The 24044-nt window shown below is 70.4% G+C and carries 20 protein-coding genes and 1 pseudogene; 16 read left to right on the top strand and 5 right to left on the bottom strand.

Annotated elements, in window-relative coordinates; all coding sequences use genetic code 11:
* Positions 1 to 103: 103 nt before the first annotated feature.
* From E6R60_RS19435 to E6R60_RS19420, 4 genes are all read left to right on the top strand, one after another.
* Positions 104 to 841: an SDR family oxidoreductase gene (locus E6R60_RS19435; protein WP_136327858.1), complete on the top strand. Its 738-nt coding sequence runs from the start codon at positions 104 to 106 to the stop codon at positions 839 to 841.
* 690 nt (positions 842 to 1531) lie between these two features.
* The gene (locus tag E6R60_RS19430) at positions 1532 to 1924 is read left to right on the top strand and encodes a VOC family protein (RefSeq protein ID WP_136327930.1); all 393 of its coding nucleotides are present in this window, start codon (positions 1532 to 1534) and stop codon (positions 1922 to 1924) included.
* A complete protein-coding gene (locus E6R60_RS19425) occupies positions 1921 to 2427 on the top strand; it encodes a DinB family protein (protein WP_136327857.1) in 507 nt (168 codons plus the stop codon). The genes E6R60_RS19430 and E6R60_RS19425 overlap by 4 nt, the downstream gene beginning before the upstream one ends.
* An 887-nt stretch (positions 2428 to 3314) precedes the next feature.
* Positions 3315 to 5006, top strand: a complete 1692-nt coding sequence (locus E6R60_RS19420) for a DUF885 domain-containing protein (protein WP_136327856.1) — start codon at positions 3315 to 3317, stop codon at positions 5004 to 5006.
* Between the two features lie 142 nt (positions 5007 to 5148).
* On the opposite strand, the pseudogene E6R60_RS19415 reads toward E6R60_RS19420, so the two are convergent.
* Positions 5149 to 5447: pseudogene (locus E6R60_RS19415) on the bottom strand (recombinase RecQ); the annotation flags it as partial.
* Positions 5448 to 5558: 111 nt separating this feature from the next.
* Between E6R60_RS19415 and E6R60_RS19410 the strand changes: the two are divergent.
* The 6 genes from E6R60_RS19410 to E6R60_RS19385 all read left to right on the top strand — a co-directional run bounded on the left by E6R60_RS19410 (position 5559) and on the right by E6R60_RS19385 (position 13686).
* Positions 5559 to 6878 carry a DUF4192 domain-containing protein gene (locus E6R60_RS19410; protein ID WP_136327855.1) on the top strand — a complete coding sequence of 440 codons (1320 nt, stop codon included), beginning with the start codon at positions 5559 to 5561 and terminating at the stop codon, positions 6876 to 6878.
* A 115-nt stretch (positions 6879 to 6993) separates the two neighbouring features.
* Positions 6994 to 7758 carry an NUDIX domain-containing protein gene (locus tag E6R60_RS19405; protein WP_136327854.1) on the top strand — a complete coding sequence of 255 codons (765 nt, stop codon included), beginning with the start codon at positions 6994 to 6996 and terminating at the stop codon, positions 7756 to 7758.
* Between the two features lie 185 nt (positions 7759 to 7943).
* Complete coding sequence (locus tag E6R60_RS19400) at positions 7944 to 9749, top strand: ABC transporter ATP-binding protein (protein WP_136327853.1); 1806 nt, start codon at positions 7944 to 7946, stop codon at positions 9747 to 9749.
* A gap of 181 nt (positions 9750 to 9930) precedes the next feature.
* Complete coding sequence (locus tag E6R60_RS19395) at positions 9931 to 10791, top strand: FadR/GntR family transcriptional regulator (protein WP_276613990.1); 861 nt, start codon at positions 9931 to 9933, stop codon at positions 10789 to 10791.
* Between the two features lie 325 nt (positions 10792 to 11116).
* Positions 11117 to 12664: an RNA polymerase sigma factor gene (locus E6R60_RS19390; protein WP_136327852.1), complete on the top strand. Its 1548-nt coding sequence runs from the start codon at positions 11117 to 11119 to the stop codon at positions 12662 to 12664.
* A 191-nt stretch (positions 12665 to 12855) separates the two neighbouring features.
* A complete protein-coding gene (locus E6R60_RS19385) occupies positions 12856 to 13686 on the top strand; it encodes a serine protease (protein WP_136327851.1) in 831 nt (276 codons plus the stop codon).
* A gap of 103 nt (positions 13687 to 13789) precedes the next feature.
* Here the strand turns inward: E6R60_RS19385 and E6R60_RS19380 are convergent, their stop codons facing one another.
* On the bottom strand, positions 13790 to 14023 hold the full coding sequence (locus E6R60_RS19380) for a hypothetical protein (RefSeq protein ID WP_024489001.1): 234 nt from the start codon (positions 14021 to 14023) through the stop codon (positions 13790 to 13792).
* A gap of 432 nt (positions 14024 to 14455) precedes the next feature.
* Between E6R60_RS19380 and E6R60_RS19375 the strand changes: the two genes are divergently transcribed.
* The 6 genes from E6R60_RS19375 (at position 14456) to E6R60_RS19350 (ending at position 21272) form a co-directional block, all read left to right on the top strand.
* Positions 14456 to 16576 (top strand): DNA topoisomerase IV subunit B, encoded by a 2121-nt coding sequence (locus tag E6R60_RS19375; RefSeq protein ID WP_136327850.1) that lies wholly within the window; start codon positions 14456 to 14458, stop codon positions 16574 to 16576.
* 158 nt (positions 16577 to 16734) lie between these two features.
* Complete coding sequence (locus tag E6R60_RS19370; protein WP_136327849.1) at positions 16735 to 17274, top strand: DUF1453 family protein; 540 nt, start codon at positions 16735 to 16737, stop codon at positions 17272 to 17274.
* Positions 17271 to 18434 carry a histidine kinase gene (locus tag E6R60_RS19365; protein WP_136327848.1) on the top strand — a complete coding sequence of 388 codons (1164 nt, stop codon included), beginning with the start codon at positions 17271 to 17273 and terminating at the stop codon, positions 18432 to 18434. Before E6R60_RS19370 ends, E6R60_RS19365 begins: the two co-directional genes overlap by 4 nt.
* Positions 18431 to 19108, top strand: coding sequence for a response regulator transcription factor (locus tag E6R60_RS19360; RefSeq protein WP_136327847.1), 678 nt, complete (start codon positions 18431 to 18433; stop codon positions 19106 to 19108). The genes E6R60_RS19365 and E6R60_RS19360 overlap by 4 nt, the downstream gene beginning before the upstream one ends.
* Positions 19109 to 19239: 131 nt before the next feature.
* Positions 19240 to 19683, top strand: a complete 444-nt coding sequence (locus E6R60_RS19355) for a DUF485 domain-containing protein (RefSeq protein WP_136327928.1) — start codon at positions 19240 to 19242, stop codon at positions 19681 to 19683.
* A complete protein-coding gene (locus E6R60_RS19350; protein WP_136327846.1) occupies positions 19680 to 21272 on the top strand; it encodes a cation acetate symporter in 1593 nt (530 codons plus the stop codon). The genes E6R60_RS19355 and E6R60_RS19350 overlap by 4 nt, the downstream gene beginning before the upstream one ends.
* Before the next feature lie 225 nt (positions 21273 to 21497).
* On the opposite strand, the gene E6R60_RS37030 is transcribed toward E6R60_RS19350, so the two are convergent.
* From E6R60_RS37030 to E6R60_RS19335, 3 genes are read right to left on the bottom strand one after another with little or no spacing between them, the layout of a single operon-like run.
* Complete coding sequence (locus E6R60_RS37030) at positions 21498 to 21671, bottom strand: hypothetical protein (protein ID WP_206309457.1); 174 nt, start codon at positions 21669 to 21671, stop codon at positions 21498 to 21500.
* On the bottom strand, positions 21646 to 22326 hold the full coding sequence (locus E6R60_RS19340; RefSeq protein ID WP_136327845.1) for a response regulator: 681 nt from the start codon (positions 22324 to 22326) through the stop codon (positions 21646 to 21648). The genes E6R60_RS37030 and E6R60_RS19340 overlap by 26 nt, the downstream gene beginning before the upstream one ends.
* The gene (locus tag E6R60_RS19335) at positions 22323 to 23969 is read right to left on the bottom strand and encodes a sensor histidine kinase (protein ID WP_136327844.1); all 1647 of its coding nucleotides are present in this window, start codon (positions 23967 to 23969) and stop codon (positions 22323 to 22325) included. Before E6R60_RS19335 ends, E6R60_RS19340 begins: the two co-directional genes overlap by 4 nt.
* Positions 23970 to 24044: the final 75 nt, after the last annotated feature.

Here is a 24044-nt window from a genome sequence, read left to right as displayed (position 1 = left end):
TTTCGAACCGATGTGAGTGCGGTGGTCCATCGGGGGCGGACGTGGGGAGGGTGGCGGATACTCCTGCCATGATGCTGCGTGGGCGGCAGGGGTGAGGGGACTCATGGGCGCGTCAGATCGTTCGGTAGTGATCAGCGGCGGTGGCACCGGGATCGGTCGCGCCATCGCCGCGAAATTCGCCGGGCAGGGCGACAGGGTGACCATCCTGGGAAGACGAGCTGATGTCCTCCGCGCCGCGGCCCGGGTGATCGCAGGCACGCATCCGGTGAAGGTCGTCACGGTCGACCTTTCTGTACCCGAAGACGTTGAGGAGAAGCTGGGTGAACTCCCCGAACGTGTCGATGTCCTGGTGAACAATGCGGGCAGTCGCGGCGCCCCCGTGCGGGACGGCGGCCTGAAGGAGGTCGCCGAGCGGTGGCGACGGGACTTCGATGCCAATGTCTTGCCGGCAGTCCTGCTCACCGAGGCGCTTCTGCCACGCCTGACCCGCCCCGGCGGGAGGGTCGTCACCCTCAGTTCCCTCGCCGCCTTGCGGGGAAACGGCGCCTACGGCGCGATGAAGGCGGCCCTGTTGGCTTGGAACCACACGCTGGCACAGCAGTTGGGGCCGCATGGGGTGACGGCCAATGTCGTGGTGCCCGGCTTCGTCGCAGGCACCGAGTTCTTCGGCGAGCCCGTTGACGAGAAGGAGATCGCCAGACGGCAAGCTCAGACCCTTGTCGGAGAGGTAGGAGAGCCGGACGACATCGCGGCCGCAGTTGCGTTCCTGGCCTCGCCAGAGGCCCGCTACATCACGGGTGAGTTCCTGAACAGCAATGGCGGTGCCATGCTCGGGCGTTGAACAGTCGTCACGGCGGAGGTCGACGGCGTCGCACCATCGGCTGGAGCGAGCGGGTGCCAGCCAACTGGCCCGGAGAGTCCGACAGGAGTTCGGCAAAGAATCGCAGGAGCAGGTCGGCCCGGGTCCGTACTCGACGGGCTCGACAAGAGGATGTTGCCCTCGTGCCGGACGGTCCTGGATGCGTGGGTGGGACGGAAACGCTCGCCGTGACGGGTGAGGGGCAGCTGCCGAGGGAGGCGGTGCGACCGGCCGGGCCGCGTAAGGCGGTCTCTCACCGCAAGGAGGTGGCCGCCGTCGAGGTGCTGACCGCGGACTACCAGGCGGCTGTGCCAGCAGTGCCCACATGTCATCGTCGCGCCTCCACGGACGGGTCGGCACGCCCACCCAGGCGGTCGGACAGGTGCCGGGGGTGCGTTCGACCCGTCGTGCAGGGCTCTACCACTTGCCACTGAGACATGGGACGGCATGAAGGTGGCCGCCGCTCGGGTGCTGCTCTGGCGGCGTCGATGGGTAGGGCGCTGGAGGCGTTCCGTAACCGCCGGCTGTACGCCGAGCGAAGATGGCTGGGGCTCTGAGCCGCCAGTGGTTTCAACCTCGCTGGCTCATCGAAGTCCTTGTCGCATGAAGCCGCTCGACCCGACATCTGTACGTGGCTCTTCCGCTCGTAGATCCTTTGTAGCTGTGACAGACATGGTTAGCACTGCCTCATGGCCCACGGGCATCAGCGCGATCACCCTCTTCACGGAGGATCTCGACGCCACGAAGCGGTTCTATCGGGAGGTCTTCGGACTGCCGGTGGCCTACGAGAACGACAACTCGGCCGTCTTCGAGTTCGGTAACACCATCATCAACCTGCTGAAGATCACCGCAGCGCCCGAGCTCATCGCGCCGGCTCAGGTCGCCCAGGCGGACACCGGCTCCCGTCTCCAACTCACGCTGCCGGTGGCCGACGTGGACGCCATGTGCAAGGAGCTGGCTGCCCGTGGCGTCACGTTGCTCAACGGCCCCGTGGACCGGCCCTGGGGCATACGTACCGCCAGCTTCCGCGATCCCGGCGGCCACATCTGGGAAATCGCCCAGTGACCGCCGCCTCGGACCCCGAGATCCGGGCCCTCCTGTCGTTCCTGCACGGTCAGCGCCGGCACGTTCTCGGCATACTCGACGGCCTCGACACGGACGCCCTGCGCGAACCCGTTCTGCCCTCAGGGTGGAACTGCCTGGGCCTCGTCCAGCATCTCGCCCTCGACGTCGAGCGGTTCTGGTTCCGCGCGGTGGTCAACGGCGAAGAGGACGTCATCAAGTCCCTCGGCGACGGCGGCGACGCATGGCAGGTGGGGCCAGAGGTCCAGGCCGCCGAGGTGCTCACCCGATATCGAATCGAGGCCGAACTCGCAGACGGCATCGTCAATGCCACCGCCGCAGGCGCTTCCCTGGCCTGGTGGCCGCACCGTCTCTTCGGCGAGCCGCACCTGCACACCCTTCGAGACGTTCTGCTGCATGTCATCACAGAGACGGCCTGCCATGCCGGCCACCTCGATGCGGCACGAGAACTTCTCGACGGCCGACGATGGTTGGTTCTGTCCTGAAGCGGCGAGCGGGTATGCCTCCGAGGGTGGGCTGAAATCCCGTAGACCCTGGAACGCTCTACGAGATGACCCAGCCCGACCATCACCGTCCGGCCGCCATGGCTTTGTGCGTCCCAGCATCATGATCAGGACAGTCGTTGTCGTTGGTCGGCTTGCTCGTGGGGGAGTTGACGTGTGAACACAGGTGGAAGGTTGCCCTCGTCGTAGCCGTGGGGGTCGTCGGCCTGGTGGTCGCCGGCAGCTGCGTACCCGTCCCGCTTCGCCCGTCGGCGTGCTGGCGCACCTTGAGCCCACTGCCAGAGCCTCAGTCCAGTTCTCAGCAGCGAATAGGGCGCAGCCTTCGGAGTCGATGCCGGGAATCGATGCGACGACCTGAGCCCGCATCCTGATCGAGGCCGGCGACGGCAACACCTTCCCACGCGTCGGCCACCTCCGCCGTCTACGCCGGTCTCGTCCCGGCGCCGTGCCCGCCGCCCTCTTCACCGTGGGCCGCGACGGCACCTACGGCGAACCCGGACAGGCCAGCTCCCGACCGCTCACTCCGTCATACATCGCGCGGTGCCCGCGTGGAGTGCGCCGTCACCTGTGGAGCCCGTTGGCATCGGGCTGGCTGCCGGGCGCGATCCGCGAAGGCCGCGAGGGCGCGGTGGATCTTGATCGTGACGCCGTTCACCAGGAGCTTCACCACGTTACAGAGCCGGTCAACTGACGCACCACGGCGTCTGGTTGAGAGGGGTCCGCTGAACCGTCAGACGCTCCCGAGCATGATCCGTCTCCAGCGGCCCTCGCAATGCCACCAGCTCCTCCTGCGAGGCGGTGGCATTCGGCGATCGGTCTTCATGGTCTCTCGACGACCGACCGCCGGGGTTCTGCGGGAGGATGACGGCATGACGCAGATTGACATCTCGCTTCCTCGTCAAGTCGCCGACGCGTACGTCGACGCCCTCATCGAACTCGACCCGATCACGGGTACTTTCCTTGGCGTGCCTGAGAGCTCCAGCCGCCTGCCCGACACCTCGCCGGCCGGCGCGGACGCTCTCGCCGCCCTCGCGCGGGAGACCCTCGCGCGCCTTACCGAGGCTGAGCGAGTGCCCGGAGCCGACAGCGGGACCGAGCGCCGCTGCGCCCGCCTGTTGCGCGAACGCCTGACTGCCGAACTCGCGGTTCACGAGGCTGGCGAGCACCTGCGAGCCGTGGGCAATATGGCCACGCCGCCCCACTTCGTCCGCGACGCGTTCACGGCGATGCCGACCCGGACCGAGGAGGACTGGGCGGCCGTCGTCGAGCGCCTGCGGGCCGTACCCCGGGCGCTGGCCGGGTACCGCGAGTCCCTCGCTCTCGGTCTGGAGCGCGAGCTGTACGCGGCCCCCCGCTCCACCGCCACCTTCGCCGGCCAGCTCGACGCATGGGCCGACACCGACGGCCGGGGGCGCGGCTGGTTCGAGGAGTTCACGACCGGCGGTCCCGAAGCGCTGCGCGGAGAGCTGGACCATGCGGCCCATGCCGCCACCGCCGCCGTCGCCGGACTGCGCGACTGGATCCGCGAGGAGTACGAACCCGCCGTCCAAGGCGCCCCGGACACCGTCGGCCGCGAGCGTTACGCCCGCTGGGCCCGTTACTACAACGGCACCGACCTCGACCTCGACGAGGCGTACGCCTACGGCTGGTCAGAGTTCCACCGTCTACTCGCCGATATGCGCGCCGAGGCCGAACGCGTCCTCCCCGGAGCGGTCACTCCCTGGACCGCCCTGGCCCGGCTGAGCGAGCACGGCCGGCACATCGAGGGCGAGAAAGAGGTCTGCGACTGGCTCCAGGGCCTGATGGACCAGGCGATCACCGCCCTCGACGGCACCCACTTCGAACTCGCCGACCGGGTGAAACGCGTGGAGTCTCGCATCGCGCCTTCCGGAGGCGGCGGAGGCCCGTACTACACCCCTCCCTCCGAGGACTTCTCCCGACCCGGCCGCACCTGGCTGCCGACCATGGGGCAGACCCGCTTCCCGGTGTACGACCTGGTGTCGACCTGGTATCACGAGGGCGTCCCCGGCCACCATCTCCAGCTCGCCCAGTGGATACACGTCTCAGGAGACCTCTCCCGCTACCAGGCGACCGTCGGCATAGTCAGCGCCAACATCGAGGGCTGGGCCCTCTACGCCGAGCGTCTGATGGACGAACTCGGCTTCCTTCCGGACACCGAGGAACGGCTCGGCTATCTGGACGCGCAGATGATGCGGGCGGTCCGGGTGATCGTCGACATCGGCATGCACCTGGAGTTGAAGATCCCGGCCGACTCCCCGTTCCATCCGGGTGAGCGGTGGACGCCCGTCCTCGCTCAGGAGTTCATCGGCGCGCACAGCAGCCGCCCAGCGGACTACGTGGAGAGCCAGCTCATCCGCTATCTGACGATGCCGGGGCAGGCGATCGGCTACAAGCTCGGGGAACGGGCCTGGCTGCTCGGCCGGAAAAGGGCCGAGCAGCGCAGAGGCGAGGCCTTCGATCTGAAGGCCTGGCACATGGCCGCCCTCTCCCAAGGCTCCCTGGGCCTGGACGACCTGGTCGACGAGCTCTCCCGCCTCTGACCGCCAGGCCGGACCGCCGCTCCGGACGCGAACGACGACCGGGCGGGGCGCCGCCCGGGCCGTCGTCCGCAACGCTCTCCTGTGTGGCGGCCGGGTAGCTCTCCCCCCGGTGTGTGCGTCCGTTCGCGACCTGCGCTTATCGGATCCCGGCCCGGGCCGGGACCGCCACCTGGTTGCGCAGCAGTGCCGGCAACGGCGAGACGATCACCGTCGGCCCGCTGCCCTGCGCAAGCAGCAGCGGGGTGGCGACGAAGTACGCGCCGGACTGTCCCCAGCCGGTCGTCCGCTGGACGACCAGCGCCCTGCGCTTGTCGGCGACGAGCGCCTCGATGGCCCGCCACTGGTCCTCGCACACCCGGGCAGCGCCGGAGGCGTCCCCGACGAGGCGTGCCAGTACGGAATCGGCCGAGGCCTGAGCTCTGCACGATCTGCGTGGGTCATACCCCCATGCAACCCGAGGGGTACGACAAACCGCGAACGCCCACGCGGTCCCTGTGGATAAGTTATCCACAGGGGGTCGCGGAATCTGTCCCGTCGGGGGACGGTCATCCCATGAACAAGCACCACGAACCCACCGGACCGTCCGACGACCAGCAGATCACCTTGCGAGGGCCCGCCGAGCTGGCGGACGCCCTCCCGTATCTCATGGGGTTCCATCCGAACGACAGCGTGGTCATGGTCGCGCTGCACGGCGGCCGTGGCCGCTTCGGCGGACGGCTGAGGCTCGGCATCCCGCAGTCCGCGCACGAGTGGCCGTCGGTGGCCGAGCAGCTGGCCGAGTGCCTGATCAAGGGGAGCGAGCGGCGTGGCGGACGGCCCGACGCGATCGTCGTCTTCCTCTGCCAGGATCCGGCAGAGGGAGAATCGGGCCGGCAGACCATGGAGCGGCTGCGGCCCTTCGCCCAGCGGCTGCGCACGGCCTGCGGGGCGCTGGACGTGCCGGTGCTCGAAGCCCTCTGCATCTCCGGCGACAGGTTCTGGTCCTACGTCTGCCCCGACGCCCGCTGCTGCCCCGCCGAGGGAAACCCGCTGGCCATGCAGGGCACCTCGGTGATGGCCGCGGCCGCGGCCTACGCCGGCATCCAGGTACGGGGATCGCTGCGCGAGATGGAGGCCAGGCTGGTGCCCCGGCCCGGCACGGAAGGCCGGGAGCAGGAACGGGCTCTGGACGCGGCGGGGTCCGCGCTGGTGCCGAAGCTGCTCGACGAGGAGAGCCGCAAGGAGGTCGGCGGCACGACCCTGGAGCTCGCCCGCCGGCTCATGAAGCGCCTCGGAAGGGCCCCTGCGGCAACGCCCTCCATGTCCGACCTCAACGACGACCGGCTGATCGGCGACGAAGAGGCCGCCGCGTTGATCCTCGGCCTGCAGGACCGGGAGACCAGGGACCGGGCCGCGGAGTGGATGGAAGGGCCCGAGGCGCAGTCCGCGCTGAGACTGTGGCGGGCGCTGGCGCGCCGCTGCGTCGCACCGTACGAGGAGCATGCGGCGGCGCCGCTCACCTTGGCGGGCTGGGTCTCGTGGTCGACGGGTGACGAACCGGCGGCGAGGGTCGCGCTGGGCCTCGCCCTGAGGCTGGATCCCGGATACACCTTCGCCCAGCTGCTGCACGAGGCCTGCAACCAGGGCCTCGATCCGGAGACGCTCCGGCGCTGCCTGCGCGGTGAGCGCGGTGAGCGCGGTGAGCGCGGTGCACGGACGGTGGGGCGCGGGCACGGTACCGGACGGGTCGCGGGGGCCCGTTCCGTACGCGCCCAGGCGACCGCGCGGCGCCGGACGAGGCCCGGATCCGGCCGTCCCGGCTCGGCGCCCGGCCGGCGCCGCACCGCACGGCCGCGCGTTCAGGGCAGGCGGGGGACCAGGACCGGGCGGTGAGACCGGTGCGGTGCCGGATTCCGGCACCGCACCGCCGGTTCCGCCGCGGGCGGTGAGCGAGGAAGACCCTCGCGAAGGGAGTGTTTATCGTCAGGCAGACGACTATGATCACGGCATGCCGCCCTACGACCCGTCGACCTTCCCGCCCTTCGCTGTCACCGTCGACCTGGTCGTGCTCACGGTGCGCCGTCACGCGCTCTGTGCGCTGGTGGTCCGCCGGGGCGAGATGCCGTTCCAGGGACGATGGGCTCTGCCCGGCGGTTTCGTCCGGGCCGACGAGGATCTCGGTGCCGCGGCGGCGCGCGAACTCGTCGAGGAGACCGGGCTGTGTGCCCACGACCCGGCCAATCCGGCGGTCGGCAACGGCGCCCATCTGGAACAGCTGGCCACGTACGGGGACCCCGCGCGCGATCCCCGTATGCGGGTCGTCAGCGTCGCTCATCTCGCGCTGGCCCCCGACCTGCCCGCCCCCCGGGCGGGTGGGGACGCGAACAGTGCCCGCTGGGCGCCCGTCGAGGACCTGCTCGGTGCGCAGGAGGGCTACGGGCGCGACGGCGAACGTCAGGCGCCGTTGGCCTTCGACCACGCCCGGATCCTCGCCGACGGGGTGGAACGGGCGCGCTCCAAGATCGAGTACTCCTCCCTGGCCACCGCGTTCTGCCCGCCCGCTTTCACCGTCGGGGAGCTGCGCCGGGTGTACGAAGCGGTGTGGGGCGTGGTGCTCGATCCGAGGAACTTCCATCGCAAGGTGACCGGCACCCCCGGCTTCCTGGTGCCCGCCGGGGGCACGACCACCAGGCAGGGCGGCCGCCCCGCCCAGCTGTTCCGCTCCGGTTCGGCCACCGTGCTGAATCCGCCGATGCTGCGGCCCGAGGTCTGATCCCTTGGCGTGCGGACGCCGGAGGCCGGCTCCCGCCGCCTGACCCGGTGTGGTCTGCCGAGCCCGCGTACGGCGAAGCATCGGAACGCCGTGGATCCGCCCTTGCGTGAAAAGTCTGATATGTCGGGTTATCTTGCTGCGGTACCGCCTGCCGTCGAGCGGCCTCACCTCCTGCGAGAGAAGCGATGCTCCAGGCCATCGGACTCACCAGTGCCCGCCACCGCGGACTTCCGCCCGCCGTGGACGACCTCACGTTCGAAGCGGGATCCGGCTGCGTGACCGCACTCCTGGGCCCACCGGGCTCGGGCAAGACCTCGGCCCTGCGCCTGATGCTCGAACTCGAGCCGGGGCGTGGCATCACGTATTTCCGGGGCAGGCCGCTGCATCGCGTGGCCCACCCGGCCCGGGAGGTGGGCGTGGTCCTCGGGGACGTACCGGGGCACCCCGCACGTACCGCTCGCGGGCAGCTCCGCATGCTCTGCGCCGCACAGGGAGTGCCCGCGTCCCGGGCCGACGAGGTGCTGGACGCCGTCGGTCTCGCCGGGCTGGGGGACCAGCGCATCGGCACGCTCTCCCTGGGCATGGACCGCAGGCTGGCCCTTGCCTCCGCGCTGCTCGCCGACCCGCACACGCTCATCCTCGACGAACCCGCGGAAGGCCTCGCCGCCCGCGAGGCCGACTGGCTGCACGGAATGCTCAGGTCCCATGCCGGCCGGGGCGGGACGGTCCTCTACACCACCCAGGACCCCAAGGAAGCCGCGCGGTCGGCCGGCCGTGTGGTGACCATCCACGCCGGCCGTCTGGTCGCCGACCAGGACGGTGCGGACTTCTCCCGCACCCGTCTGCGTCCCCGCGTCGCGGTCCGCTCCCCGCACGCCGCCCGCCTCGCCGCGGTCGTCAGCCGCGAGGCACGCGTAGCCCGGCGCTCCGTCGAAGTCGTCGCCGAGGAGAGCAGCAGCCGGCTGTCCGTGTACGGCAGCAGCTGTGCGGAGGTCGGCGACGCGGCTTTCCGCCATCGGATTCCGGTTCATCAGCTCGCCGACGAGGTCGGGGACACGGGCCCAGCCTCCCGCGCCCCCGGCGACGGCCTCCTCGGTGATGCCGCGGACACCGGCGCCGCTTCCCCCGCAAGGGGCGCTGCGGACGCCCAGGACGCCTCCGGGCCGGCCGCGAACTCCGGCGGGGCGCAGCTGCCGCCGCCCATCAGACGGCGCCCGGCGCGTGGGCCGCTGCGTCCGGTGCGCTATGAACTGCGCCGTCTCTTCGGCGTCAGGACCACGACTCTGATCATCGCCGTCACCCTCGTCGCCTCCGCCGTGCTGTCCGTCCTGCTCGCCCGCAACGGCCGTACGCCGCTGCCGCACGTGCTGGTCGCCTGGCCTTCGCTGCTGCCCTTGCCGCCCGCCGCCCTGGGAGCCGGACTGCTCGGCGCCCTCTCCTTCGGCGACGAGTTCCGCTATCCCGCGCTCGCCGCCGGCCGCGGCACCGTTCCCCGGCGGCTCGGGCTGCTCCTCGCCAAGCTGGCCGTGTCGGCGGGCGTCGCTCTGTTCCTGGCGCTGTTCGTCGTGCTGGCCTCGGCGGAGTCCCTCCGCGTCGTCTACGGGGGTGACTTGGTCAGGGTGCCTTCGAACGCCGTGCCGCTGGCCATGAGTTGGTCGGGCCTGGTGGTCGGCTGCGCCTGGGCCGGATTGCTGGCCGCCGGGATCTTCCGGGTGACGGCGGCGGGCGTCGCGGCCGTACTCGCCGTTCCGGTGCTGATGGTTCCGCTGATCCAGGCGATGCCGAAGGCTCCGACCGCCCGGTCGATGAGCGGACTTCCGGGCCGGCTCAGGGAACTGTCCTGGCTGCGGTGGCCGCACGAGGCAGACCGGTGGGTGCTGGCGCTGGTGCGGGTCGTGGCACATCCCGTGGGAACGGCGCTGACCGTGTCGTTGTCCGTCCTTGTCTGCGCGTATCTGTTCACGAGCCTTCGCGGCAGAGTGCGTTGGTGATCGCCGAAGGGAATTCGAACCCATAAAGATCCACAACTCCATGAGAAATGCCTGATTTGCGCCAGTAAGGCGTCAATTGGCAGGCGAGTGCCGATCACCCTTTCGTGTGCTTTTCACCAAAGACCTCAAGGGGTGGCTGAGCCGCGCCGAAAAAGGATGCGTGAGTACCCTTGCGCACGCCATGATGACCGCCGCCCGCGCTGCCGACACCGGCCTCGCCGGCCCGGGCGAACTCGACCGTTACCCCCACGCGGACGCGCCGGCCGGCGAACGTGCCGCCGCCCGGTCCTGGGGTGATCCCGATACCGAACTCGGCCGGGTGGGCCGGCGCGGCTCGGCCAGCCGCGGCCGCGGCCTGCACGGCCAACTTGTTCAGCAGCTCGGTCAGATGATCGTTTCAGGTGACCTCGGCGCCGACCGGCCTCTCGTTCCGGAGGAGATCGGCCAGCGATTCGAGGTCTCCCGCACCGTCGTCCGGGAATCCCTGCGCGTGCTGGAGGCCAAGGGCCTGGTCAGCGCCCGCCCCAATGTGGGTACCCGGGTCCGGCCGGTCAGTGACTGGAATCTGCTCGACCCCGACATCATCGAATGGCGCGCTTTCGGCCCGCAGCGTGACGATCAGCGCCGCGAGCTGGCGGAGCTCCGGTGGACGATCGAACCTCTGGCCGCCCGGCTGGCCGCCGGTCACAAGCGCGACGATCTTCAGCAGCGGCTCGGGGACATGGTCGAGATCATGGGGCACGCGCTCGGGCAGGGCGACGTGATCACCTGCGCCCGCGCCGACGCGGAGTTCCACTCCTTGCTCATCCAGGCCGCAGGCAACCGCATGCTGGAGCACCTCTCCGGCATCGTTTCGGCCGCACTTCAGGTTTCCGGCGGCCCGGTGACCGGCTGCGACCGGCCCAATGAGGCATCGCTCGGCCACCACGCCCGGATCGTCGACGCCCTTGCGACCGGCGACTCCGCGGGCGCGGAGACGGCCATGCGCCAGCTGCTCGTGGTGCAGGTGGAGCGAGTGGTGCCGGCGCCGCGCGAGCACTGACCGCGGCGCGCGGTCAGGGTGTACGGGCCATGTGTCGTCGGACCCCCATGGTCCGGCGGCACAATTGTGGAGAGATGTCACGCTTGTCTCGTTCGTGACCAAACGGGGTGTGACTCGGGCCACGCGGATTGGGCGTAACACTCCTCGAAACAGCGCGATGACTTAAGAGGTGACCGCCACGGAAGGAATACAGCAGCCGTTCAGTGTGCTGTGCAGTTCTAAGGCGTAGCCCGCGCCGTCGGTACATTCCCAGCCCGACGGTCGTCGGTTCCAGCCCTCTCAGGGCCGGGCCGGAAGCCGTTTCCATCGTTCCGAGAGGTTGTTCGTGTCGGCCAGCACATCCCGTACGCTCCCGCCGGAGATCGCCGAGTCCGAATCTGTCATGGCGCTCATCGAGCGGGGAAAGGCTGATGGGCAGATCGCCGGCGATGACGTGCGTCGGGCCTTCGAGGCTGACCAGATTCCGCCAACCCAGTGGAAGAACGTTCTGCGCAGCCTCAACCAGATCCTCGAGGAAGAGGGTGTGACGCTGATGGTCAGTGCCGCGGAGCCGTCGAAGCGCGCCCGCAAGAGCAGCGTCGCAGCGAAGAGCCCGGTCAAGCGCACCGCCACCAAGACCGTCGCGGCCAAGCCGACCGTGACGCGGACCGTCGCGGCGGCCGCCCCGTCGGCCGAGACCGTGGACGCGGTGGCCGACGACGCCGCCGTGGCCGCACCTGCGAAGAAGGCGGCAGCCAAGAAGACGGCTGCCAAGAAGACCGCCGTGAAGAAGACGGCGGCGAAGAAGACCGCGTCCAAGAAGGCCGGCAAGCAGGACGACGAGATCCTCGACGGCGACGACGCGGCCGAGGAAGTCAAGGCCGCCAAGGGTGAGGAAGAGGAGGGCGAGGGCGAGAACAAGGGCTTCGTCCTCTCCGACGACGACGAGGACGACGCACCTGCTCAGCAGGTCGCCGTCGCCGGCGCCACGGCCGACCCGGTCAAGGACTACCTGAAGCAGATCGGCAAGGTCCCGCTCCTCAACGCCGAGCAGGAGGTCGAGCTCGCCAAGCGCATCGAGGCGGGTCTGTTCGCCGAGGACAAGCTGGCGAACGCCGACAAGCTCGCTCCCAAGCTCAAGCGCGAGCTGGAGATCATCGCCGAGGACGGCCGCCGCGCCAAGAACCACCTGCTGGAGGCCAACCTCCGTCTCGTGGTCTCGCTGGCGAAGCGCTACACCGGTCGCGGCATGCTCTTCCTGGACCTGATCCAGGAGGGCAACCTCGGCCTGATCCGTGCCGTCGAGAAGTTCGACTACACCAAGGGCTACAAGTTCTCCACGTACGCCACCTGGTGGATCCGGCAGGCGATCACCCGCGCCATGGCCGACCAGGCCCGCACCATCCGTATCCCGGTGCACATGGTCGAGGTCATCAACAAGCTCGCGCGCGTGCAGCGCCAGATGCTCCAGGACCTGGGCCGTGAGCCCACCCCGGAGGAACTGGCCAAGGAACTCGACATGACCCCCGAGAAGGTCATCGAGGTCCAGAAGTACGGCCGCGAGCCCATCTCCCTCCACACCCCGCTGGGTGAGGACGGGGACAGCGAGTTCGGTGACCTGATCGAGGACTCCGAGGCCGTCGTCCCGGCGGACGCGGTCAGCTTCACGCTCCTCCAGGAGCAGCTGCACTCGGTCCTCGACACTCTGTCCGAGCGTGAGGCGGGCGTGGTCTCCATGCGCTTCGGTCTCACCGACGGGCAGCCGAAGACGCTGGACGAGATCGGCAAGGTCTACGGCGTGACGCGCGAGCGCATCCGTCAGATCGAGTCCAAGACGATGTCGAAGCTGCGCCACCCGTCGCGCTCGCAGGTCCTGCGCGACTATCTCGACTAGGCCGGCCGAGGCGCACAGACCGAGGGCCCGGGTCCCCGGGGTGCCGTTGGAATCGACCAACGGCATCCTGTGGGGATCCGGGCCCTCGGTCTGTGTGCGACCACCGGGTGCGGCGGCCACGTGCGGGTGCGGGTCGCGGTCCGCGGAACGACTCTGAGTGGGCATCGTCCATCACAGAGTCAGGAGCAGGTATGTCCCGTACCGTCTTCCGCGCCATGACCGGGGCTCTCGCCCTCACCGCCGCAACGGCCGCGATACCGCTCGCGTCGCCCGCCTCGGCAGTCGCGGACAGCATCGTCATCGGAGGCCGGCCCGCTCACGTCAAGGACAGCCCCTGGGTGGTGGCGCTGTCCAGCCGTGACCGGTTCGGTGGAACCCGCGCCGGGCAGTTCTGCGGTGCCGTGGTGGTGGGGCCGAAGAAGGCCCTGACGGCCGCGCACTGTCTGAGCCCCGAGGCGCTGGGCGTCGATGTCGGCCAGGTCCGCGATCTGCGGGTCGTCTCGGGCCGGGACGAGCTGAACGGCACCGGGGGCAAGGAGATCGCCGTGAGCGGCACGTGGGTCAACCCCGGTTTCGATCCCGCCACCAACAGCGGTGACGTCGCGGTGCTCACCCTCGCCGAGGCGCTGCCGGACAGCAGCGTCGTTCCCATGGCCGGGGCGGGTGACCCGGCGTACGAGCCCGGAGCCGCGGCGGTCGTCTACGGGTGGGGCGATACGACCGGGAACGGTGACTACGCGTCGTCGCTCCGGTCCGCCGACGTGACCGTGCTCCCGGACAGCGCGTGCGAGGAGGCCTACCCGGCGGGCGTCAACGGCTCGTACGACGCCTCCGCGATGCTCTGCGCCGGGGAACCCCAGGGCGGCTACGACGCCTGCCAGGGGGACAGTGGAGGGCCCTTGGTGGCCCAGGGAAGGCTTGTGGGCCTCGTGTCCTGGGGGAGCGGGTGCGGGCGGGCGGGCAGCCCGGGGGTCTACACGCGGGTCTCCGCCGCCCTCACGTGGATGGAGGGCGCCGCCTGACCGGCACGGGCGGAACGGGTACGAGAACGGGCGGCTCCCCGCGTGGGGGAGCCGCCCGTCGGCCGGTCGGGACCGGCCCCTGGCTCGTCGTGGATGCGAGGTGTCAGTGTTGTTCCTCTTCGGCGGCCTGGGCCTGCACAGCCGTCAGCCGGTCCGTCTCATCCTGTATTTCCGCGGCGATCTTCTTGAGTTCCGGCTCGAACTTGCGCCCGTGGTGGGCGCAGAAGAGCAGTTCACCGCCGCTGATCAGTACGACGCGCAGGTAGGCCTGGGCGCCGCAACGGTCACAGCGGTCTGCTGCGGTCAGCGGGCTCGCGGGGGTCAGAACAGTAGTCACGTCGCCTCTTCTCTAGCTCGACGAGCTGTCGTACCAGGGTCAACATCCAACCAGGCCGAAAACGTTCCCGCTCGTGGCATTTTTCGAAAATTCTTCTCAGGATGGCTGTCTGTTGCCGGTTCGCGGCGAATGTGCCGTATTGCGTGGCGCTACGGTTTCGCGTTGCTTGTCTTGGTCGGTCCCGCCGGCTGGCTTGCCGGTTGTTCATGAGGACGTGCCCGGAGCCTAAATGGTTCATGCCTCGAAGGGAACGTGATGTGCATGTCACTCCAAGGAGTGATCGAACGTGTATGCGAGGCTGGACTAGTGTGAGCGTTCTCCGAGGGTGGCGTTACACCCGCTCTACCAGGCCTCGGTACCCTCTCAGCGGCAACCGAAGCCGAGCCCGTGACCCACTGGGCCCCAAATGAAATTCAGCGAGGAGCGAACCGCGTGACCGCCGATACGTCCGTGCCGTCCACTGCGCTGCTGACCGGAGCAGACCGAGACGGTTCCAACTACACCGCGCGGCACCTGCTCGTACTCGAGGGGCTTGAAGCGGTTCGCAAGCGCCCCGGCATGTACATCGGGTCCACCGACAGCCGCGGCCTCATGCACTGCCTCTGGGAGATCATCGACAACTCCGTCGACGAGGCCCTCGGCGGGTACTGCGATCACATCGAGGTCATCCTTCACGACGACGCCTCCGTCGAGGTCAGGGACAACGGCCGGGGCATCCCGGTCGACATCGAGCCCAAGACCGGCCTGTCCGGCGTCGAGGTCGTCATGACCAAGCTGCACGCCGGAGGCAAGTTCGGTGGCGGCGCCTACGCAGCCTCCGGCGGTCTGCACGGGGTCGGCGCCTCTGTCGTCAACGCCCTTTCCGCCCGGCTCGACGTCGAGGTCGACCTCAACGGCGCGACCCACTCGATCAGCTTCCGGCGCGGGGTTCCGGGCATGTTCACCGAGCAGGGGCCCGACAGCCCCTTCGACCCGGCCAACGGGCTGCTCAAGGGCAAGCGTGTGCCCAAGACCCGCACCGGCACGAGGGTGCGGTACTGGGCGGACCGGCAGATCTTCCTGAAGGACGCCAAGCTCAACCTGGAGACGCTGTACCAGCGGGCACGCCAGACCGCCTTCCTCGTCCCCGGCCTCACCATCGTCGTGCGCGACGAGCGGGGCCTGGACGGAGAGGGCAAGTCGGAGGAGACGTTCCGCTACGACGGCGGCATCAGCGAGTTCTGCGAGTACCTCGCCCAGGACAAGGCGGTCTGCGACGTCCTGCGCCTGAGCGGACAGGGCACCTTCAAGGAGACCGTCCCGGTGCTCGACGAGGTCGGGCACATGACGGCGACCGAGGTCACCCGGGAGCTGGTCGTCGACATCGCCATGCGCTGGGGCACGGGATACGACACCAACCTGAAGTCCTTCGTCAACATCATCGCCACCCCCAAGGGCGGCACGCACGTATCCGGCTTCGAACGTTCTGTGACCAGGACGGTCAACGAGGTGCTCCGGTCCGCGAAGATGCTCCGCGTCGCCGAGGACGACATCGTCAAGGACGACGCACTGGAGGGCCTCACCGCGGTCGTGACCGTCCGGCTGGCGGAGCCGCAGTTCGAGGGCCAGACCAAGGAGGTGCTGGGCACCTCAGCGGCCAACCGGATCGTCGCCAACGTCGTGGCCAAGGAGCTCAAGGCTTTCCTGACCTCCACCAAGCGGGACGCCAAGGCCCAGGCCAGGGCCGTTCTGGAGAAGGCGGTGGCAGCCGCCCGCACACGGATCGCCGCCCGTCAGCACAAGGACGCGCAGCGCCGCAAGACGGCTCTGGAGTCCTCCTCGCTGCCGGCGAAGCTCGCCGACTGCCGCAGCGACGACGTGGAGCGCAGCGAGCTGTTCATCGTGGAGGGCGACTCCGCGCTGGGTACCGCCAAGCTGGCACGCAACAGCGAGTTCCAGGCGCTCCTGCCGATTCGCGGCAAGATCCTCAACGTTCAGAAGGCATCCGTCTCGGACATGCTGAAGAACGCCGAGTGCGGGGCGATCATCCAGGTCATAGGAGCGGGGTCCGGCCGGACCTTCGACATCGACGCCGCCCGCTACGGCAAGATCGTGCTGCTGGTGGACGCCGACGTGGACGGCGCCCACATCCGCATCCTGCTGCTGACGCTCTTCCAGCGGTACATGCGCCCGATGGTCGAGGCGGGGAGGGTCTTCGCCGCGGTGCCCCCGCTGCACAGGATCGAGCTGGTCCAGCCGAAGAAGGGCCAGGACAAGTACATCTACACGTACTCGGACAACGAGCTGCGCCAGCGGCTGCTGGAGCTCCAGCGTAAGAACGTCCGGTACAAGGACTCGATCCAGCGTTACAAGGGTCTGGGGGAGATGGACGCCGACCAGCTGGCGGAGACGACGATGGATCCGCGCCATCGCACGCTGCGGCGGATCAACATCGGCGACCTGGAATCGTCGGAGAAGGTCTTCGATCTCCTGATGGGCAACGAAGTGGCGCCCCGCAAGGAGTTCATCACCAGCTCGGCGGCCACGCTGGACCGCTCGCGCATCGACGTCTGAGCCCGCGTCCGTCCCGGCATCCCGCCGGACCGAGCCGTGGTCTGCACCCTGGGGTGGAGACCACGGCTCCACCCGTGGTCCACCCGTGAGCCGATCCGCTGAGCGGGCCGTTTCCGTAGCGTCGGGGTGAACGAACTCCCCGCAACACGGAGGCGCCCATGTCCGGGCCTGTCAATGTCCTGGTGATCATCGCGGTCATCGCCGTCGTCGTGGTCCGCCAGTGCTCGGCCCAGCGGATCTCGGGCGACCGCCGCTGGTGGGTCCTGCCGGGCGTGCTGCTCGTCATGGCTCTGCGCGAGCCCGGACTCATGGATCCGCACCATCAGGCGCTGTCCGTCGTCGTCCTGGGCGCCGAACTGGCCGTGGGACTGGTCACCGGCGCGGGCTGGGCCTGGACGACCCGGCTCTGGCACGCGGAGGACGGCACGCTGTGGAGCAAGGGCACCAAGGCGACCGTCTGCGTCTGGACCGGAGGACTGGTCCTGCGAGCGGCTTTGTACGGCCTCGGCGCGGCCCTGGGCATACACCAGGGCGGCCAGGCCCTGATGGCGGCTCTCGCGGTCACCCTGCTGGTGCGCAGCGGTGCGCTGGCCCTCCGGGTGGCAGGGATGGCGCGGACCGGCCCCGCTCCCGCCGAGGACACGAGCCCCGGTCCCGCCGGGGGCGCGCTGGTCCGGCCTATGAAGGACCGTGTGTGACTCCCGCCGCATGGACGAGCTGGCCTTCGAGGGAGGCGCTCTCACGGGAGACGCGGACCCGAGCACGGGCCGTGATCGGGTGGTGCGTGAGGGCCGGGCTGCTCACCGCGATGCTCTGGGGGACCTTCACGGGCGGCCTGTTCGGCCCGTGGGAGACGGTGGGCGGTCTGGCCTGCGTCGCCGGATGCGCGGCGGCCGCCGTGGCGTTCTTCCGGACCACCCTGGAGCACCGCCTGGGGCCCTCGCTCGGGCTGCTGGCCCTGCTCCTGCTGGCGGCGTCCGGCGCGCAGGGGGCCGGGGCCGACGTGCCGGCGGTGGTGCTCTGGTGCGGCTGCGCGGTCGCGGCGCTGGAGCGGCTGCCGCTCTCGGCCGGTGTTCCGGCCGCTGCCGTGGTGCTCGGAGCGTACGCCGTGGTGGGGAGCGACGACTGGAGGACCACGGCCTTGACCGCGGGCGGGCTCTGTCTCGCGGGGTACGTGCTGCGTCTGGACGCCGAGGCCCGGGGAAGCGCGCAGCGACTCCTGGCCCAGGAGCGGGCGGCCCGGGCGGCGGAAGCCGAGACGGCGGCGCTGGACGAGCGGTCCCGCATCGCCCGGGAGATCCACGACGTGCTCGCGCACAGCCTCTCGGCGCAGCTGGTGCACCTCGAGGCGGCGCGGCTGCTGATCGAGAGGGAGCCTGCGGGGGAGTTCCGGGACCAGGTCCTGGAACGGGTCGTCGCGGCCCGCTCCATGGCCCGCGAAGGACTCGCGGAGACCCGGCAGGCGCTGTCCGCCCTCCGCGGTGAGGTGTCACCCGTGGAGGAGTTCCTGCGGCAGCTGGTGGGGGCCGAGCCGGTCGAGGTCCGAGTGGAGGGTGAGCGGCGGACCCTGACCGCCGAGGCCTCGCAGACGGTCCGGCGCGTCGCGCAGGAGGCGCTCACCAATGTGCGCAAGCACGCCCCGGGGGCCAGGGTGCTCATCAGACTGCGGTACCAGCCGGACGCGGTCGCCCTGGAGGTGAGCGATTCGGGCGGGGCCGGTGCCGGCGGAGCCCTCGCTGTCAGTGGCTCCGGCTACGGTCTGCTGGGGATGAGGGAGCGCGCCGAACTGCTGGGAGGCAGCCTGGAGGCCGGTCCCGGCGAGGAGGGCTTCGTGGTGAGTCTGCGAGTGCCCGCGTGACCGCGCGGGTGGTGGTCGCCGACGATCAGTCGGTGGTGCGTGAGGGAATCGTCATGCTGCTGGGGCTGCTGCCCGGGATCGAGGTGGTCGGATCGGCGAAGGACGGGGAGGAGGCCGTCGCCCTCGTCGCGGAGCACGCACCGGACGTCGTCCTGATGGACCTGAGGATGCCCCGCTGTGACGGGGTGGAGGCGACGCGCCGCATCCGCAGGGACTTCCCTGGCACGCAGGTGGTGGTGCTGACGACCTTCGCCGACGACGATTCGCTCTTCCCGGCGCTTCGGGCGGGGGCCCGCGGCTATCTGACGAAGGACGCCGGCGGCGACGAGATCGTACGGGCCGTCCATGCCGTGCTCTCGGGCGAAGCGGGGCTCTCGCCCGCCATCCAGCGCCGTCTGCTGGAGCAGGTCACCGAGGGGCCGCTGCCGCGTGCTCACGGCGGTGAGCCGGAACTGCCCGACGGGATGACTCCCCGCGAGGCCGAGGTGCTCGTCCTGATCGCCGAGGGGATGTCCAACGCGGAGATCGCCCGCAGCCTCCACATCTCGCAGGCCACCGTGAAGAGCCACATCAACAACCTGTTCGCCAAGGCGGGGCTCCGAGACCGGGCCCAGGCGGTCCGCTATGCGTACGTTCGAGGGATCGCACAGCCGCCCGGGACATCCTTCACCTGAAGAGGTGAAGTCCGAGGAATGAAGTGCCCGGGATCTTCCCGATCTGACCATTCTTGGGTACGCGGCCGAAGTGGTCCGTGGACAAGGGGAGTTGTTCGGTGGAGAAGGAAGCAGGGCGCGAGGCCGCAGGGATGCGGCTCGACGACCCGTGGTACGACGCACTGGCCTCCGGATGGGGGGAACTGGACGGCACGGGAGGTTTCGCGCCCACCGCGCCGCCCGGCGCCGCCGCACCGGTGCGGGGCCACAGTGCCGCGGAGATCTACCTGGAGGTGCAGCGCAGCGAGGCCTTCCAGGAGGTGCGCCGCCGGTACCGGCGATTCGTCGTCCCCGCCACCCTCGCCTTCCTCGTCTGGTACCTCGCCTACGTCGTCACCGCGGTCACCGCACCCGGCCTGATGGCCCGCCCGGTGGCCGGGGCGGTCAACGTCGCCATGGTCGCCGGGCTGGGGCAGTTCCTCACCACGTTCCTGCTCACCGGGGCGTACGCCCGGCACGCACGGCTGCGCAGGGACCGGGCCGCGCTCGATCTGCGCTGGGACACCCAGGAGATGACGCGGGGGATCGGACGTTGAGCGGGAACCACCAGACCCTGGCGCTCCTGCTGTTCAGCGCCTTCATCGCCGTCACCCTGGGCATCACGACCTGGGTGAGCCGCAACCGGCAGGGCTCGGCCGAGGAGTTCTACGCGGGCGGCCGGCTGTTCTCGCCCCTGGAGAACGGCTTCGCCATCGCGGGTGACTACATGTCGGCCGCTTCGTTCCTCGGTATCTCCGGGGTGATCGCCCTCTACGGCTACGACGGCATGCTCTACTCGGTCGGCTTCCTGGTCGCCTGGCTCGTCGTCCTGCTGCTCGTCGCGGAACTCGTCCGCAACTGCGGGCGGTTCACCCTTGCCGACGTCGTGGCGGCCCGCATGGCGGAGCGCCCCGTCCGGATCGCGGCCGGGACGTCGTCCGTCACCGTCTCCGTGCTCTACCTGGTGGCGCAGATGGTGGGGGCGGGCAGCCTCGTCGCCCTGCTCCTCGGGGGAACGAGCGGCGCCGCGCGGTCCTGGACGGTCGTCGGTGTCGGGGCGCTCATGGTGGTCTACGTGTCACTGGGCGGAATGCGCGCCACCACCTGGATCCAGATCGTCAAGGCGGTCCTGCTGATGGCGGGCACCGTGGTGCTCACCGTGCTGGTCCTGGTCCACTTCCACGGGAACGTCAACGAGTTGCTCAACTCCGCCGCCGACCGCAGTGGTCACGGCAAGGAGTTCCTCTCGCCCGGACTGCGCTACGGCGGGAGCTGGACGGCACGCGTCGACTTCATCAGCCTGGGGCTGGCCCTGGTACTCGGCACGGCGGGCCTGCCGCACATCCTGTCGCGCTTCTACACCGTGCCCACCGCCCGGGCCGCCCGCCGGTCCGTCGTCTGGTCCATCGGCCTCATCGGCAGCTTCTACCTGATGACGATCGTGCTCGGGTTCGGAGCGGCGGCGCTGGTCGGATCGGCACAGGTCCGCGAGTCGAATCCGGCCGGCAACACGGCCGTTCCGCTGCTCGCCCTGGTCCTCGGCGGTGGTGAGGGCTCCACGGGGGGAACGATCCTGTTCGCCGTGGTCGCCGCGGTGGCCTTCGCGACCATCCTCGCCGTCGTCGCCGGTATCACCCTCGCCTCGTCCGCGTCCGTCGCCCACGATCTCTACGCCTCGCTCCGGCGGCCGGGTTCCCGGCAGTACAGCGAGGTCGCCGTGGCGCGGGTCGCCGCGGCCGGGATCGGGGTGGCCGCCATCGGACTGGGACTCGTCGCGCAGGATCTGAACGTGGCGTTCCTGGTGGGTCTGGCCTTCGCGGTCGCCGCATCCGCGAACCTTCCGGTGCTGATCTTCTCGCTGTTCTGGCGGAAGTTCACCACGCGCGGGGCGGTGTGGTCCGTCTACGGCGGTCTCATTCCCGCTGCCGTGCTCGTCCTGCTCTCGCCGGTCGTCTCGGGCAGTGCCACGTCTCTGTTCCCGGGGGTGGACTTCCAGCTCTTCCCGCTGGAGAACCCCGGTCTGGTCTCCATCCCGCTGGGCTTCCTGGCCGGCTGGGCCGGCACGGTCACCTCGGCCGAGCCGCCCGACGAGGCCAAGCACGCGGAGACGGAGGTGCGTGCGCTGACGGGAGCCGGAGCGGTGTGACCGCAGGCTCGATGCCGGAGGCCGGGCCGGGATGGCATGGGCGGAGGCGCCGACCGGGGCTCACGCAGCCTGCGGCTGACGGCTCGGCCCACGGTCAGGGCCGCCGCCCGGGGCCTGACAGCCCCGCCCGTGCCTGACGCATTCGCCCCGCCTGACAGCTCTGCCCGTGCCCGACAGCTCCCCCGCCTGACGCATCCGTCCGCGCTCACGGCATCCGCCCCCGACTCACCAGGTCGGGGCGAGCCATGCCGTCACCGCGGCGAGCGCGATGAGTGCGGCGTTGAGACCGGTTTCCCGCACCTCGCCACGGGACAGGTGCAGGGCGGCCGCCGCCACGGCCTCGCTGTCACGGTCACCGGCCGAGCCGCCACGGTCACCGGCCGCCGGTGACCCACGCATAGCGGTGCTCGGGGCGCCCCGTCTCGCCGTACCGCAGGGTCAGCCGGACGCGTCCCGATCGCTCCAGCAGCTTGAGGTAGCGCTGGGCCGTCTGCCGGCTCATTCCCGCGCTGTCCGCGATCTCCTGGGCGGAGAGGGGGCCCTCCGCGCCGCGGAGTGCCGTGCGGACGAGTTCGGCCGTCGTGGCCGAGTGTCCTTTGGGGAGATCGGGCTCGCCCGCCGTCCAGAGGGCCCCGAAGAGGCGGTCCACCTCGCCCTGCTCCGCCTCGCCGCCGCTCTCCAGGGTGTGGCGGAGCGCGGCGTAGGCCTCCAGCTTGGTCCGCAGCCCCGCATACGTGAACGGCTTCACCAGGTACTGCAGCGCGCCCTGGCGCATGGCCTCCCGGACCGTGGCGACATCGCGCGCGGCCGTCACCATGATCACGTCGGTGCGGTGGCCGAGGCTGCGCAGTTCCCGCACCACATCCAGCCCGCTGCGGTCGGGCATGTAGTGGTCGAGCAGGATCAGGTCCACCGGCCCCGCCTCGACCGCGGCGAGCGCGTCGGCCGCGCAGTGCGCCTGCGCGGCCACCCGGAAGCCGGGCACCTTCGAGACGTAGGCCGCGTTGATCCGTGCGACACGGACGTCGTCGTCGACGACCAGGACCTCGATCACTGCGCCGCTCCCGCCTTGTCGGATTCCGGTTCGGAGAGGGCCTCGGGGAGTACGACGGTGAACGCGGCCCCGCCCTCGTCCGCGGGGGCCACGGTCACGCTGCCACCCTGCCGCTCGGCCAGCCGCCGCACCAGCGCGAGGCCGAGGCCGCGCTTGCCGTGCGCCGGAAGTTCCTTGGTCGACCAGCCCTCCGTGAAGATCGATTCCCGCTGGCCGGGCGGGATGCCGGGCCCGCTGTCGCGCACCCGCAGCACCACCGTACGGTCCTCGGCCCGCAGGCCCACCTCGATCAGGGCGCCGGCCGATCCGACGGCCGCGTCCAGGGCGTTGTCGACCAGGTTGCCGACGACCGTCACCAGCCCGCGCGGGTCGACGAGCCGGTCCGGGAGCAGGGTGCCCGGCGCCATACGCAGCGCGACCCCGCGCTCCGCGGCGACCGTCGCCTTGCCGACCAGCAGCGCGGCGAGCAGTGGGTCACGGACCTTCTCGGTGATCTGCTCCGCGGTGGCCCGGTGGACGCCGACGACTTCGGTGACGAACTCCCGCGCGTCCTCGTGCAGCTCCAGCTCCAGGAGGCCGAGCAGCGTGTGGAGCCGGTTGGCGTGCTCGTGGTCCTGGGCGCGCAGCGCGTCGATCAGCCCCCGGGTGGAGTCGAGTTCGCGGCCGAGGTGTTCGAGCTCCGTGCGGTCGCGAAGCGTGACGACGGCTCCTCCGTCGGCCGTCGGCATGCGGTTGGCGAGCAGAACCCGGCTGCCGCGCACGGTCAGCAGGTCCTCGCCCGCCACGTCACCGGCCAGTACGTCGGCGGTCCGCCCGGTGCCGAACACCTCGGCCAGCGGACGGCCCGAAGCCTCGGACCCGACCCCGAGGAGCCGCTGCGCCTCGTCGTTCAGCAGGCGGATGCGGCCGCCGCGGTCGAGTGCGACGACCCCTTCCCGGATGCTGTGCAGCATGGCCTCGCGCTCCGTCAGCAGCGCGGCGATGTCGGAGAAGGCCAGGTCGTGGGTCTGGCGCTGCAGGCGCCGGGAGATCAGATAGGCGGCCAGCGCACCCACCGCGAGCGCCCCGCCCGCGTAGGCGAGCAGGCCGGGGATCGCCGCGAGGAGCCGGGCGCGGACGTTGTCGTACGCGATCCCGACGGAGACCGCGCCGGCGATGTGGCCGGACGCGTCGCGCAACGGCACCTTGCCCCGGGCCGAGCGTCCGAGCGTGCCGCTGTCGATCTCCATCACCTCGCGCCCCTGGAGCGCCCTGCCGGGATCGGTGGAGACGACCTGCCCGATCCGGGCACCGTCGGGATGGGACCAGCGCACCCCTCGGCGGTCCATCACGACGACGTACTCGGCGTCCGTGGCCCGCCTGATCCGCTCCGCGGCGGCCTGCACCGGGCCATGGGGCGTCGCGTCGGTGGTGAGCAGGGCCTCGGCGATCTGCGGCTGGGCGGCCGTGCTCTGCGCGATCGACAGGGCCCGGCGCATCGCCTGGTCGTCGAGTTGGGCGCTGAGGGGTGCCAGAAAGAGGCCGGTGGCGAGTACGGTGACGCCGGTGGCGATGGCCAGCTGCATCAGCAGCACCTGCGAGAAGACCCGCTGGGGCCAGCCGAGCCTTCGCGGTCTCCTGGTCGTGGGCGGTGGGGCGCTCATCGTATGAACGGTAGAGGGCATTCCGGTGCTTTCCGAAATTCGTCTCGTTTCCCACTCCACGCAATCGGCTTGCGC

The sequence above is a fragment of the Streptomyces sp. A0642 genome, from assembly GCF_004795105.1.
In the GTDB taxonomy this organism is placed as follows: domain Bacteria; phylum Actinomycetota; class Actinomycetes; order Streptomycetales; family Streptomycetaceae; genus Streptomyces.
Note: the sequence above shows the minus strand (reverse complement) of the source record. Positions and strands in the feature narration are given on the sequence as shown.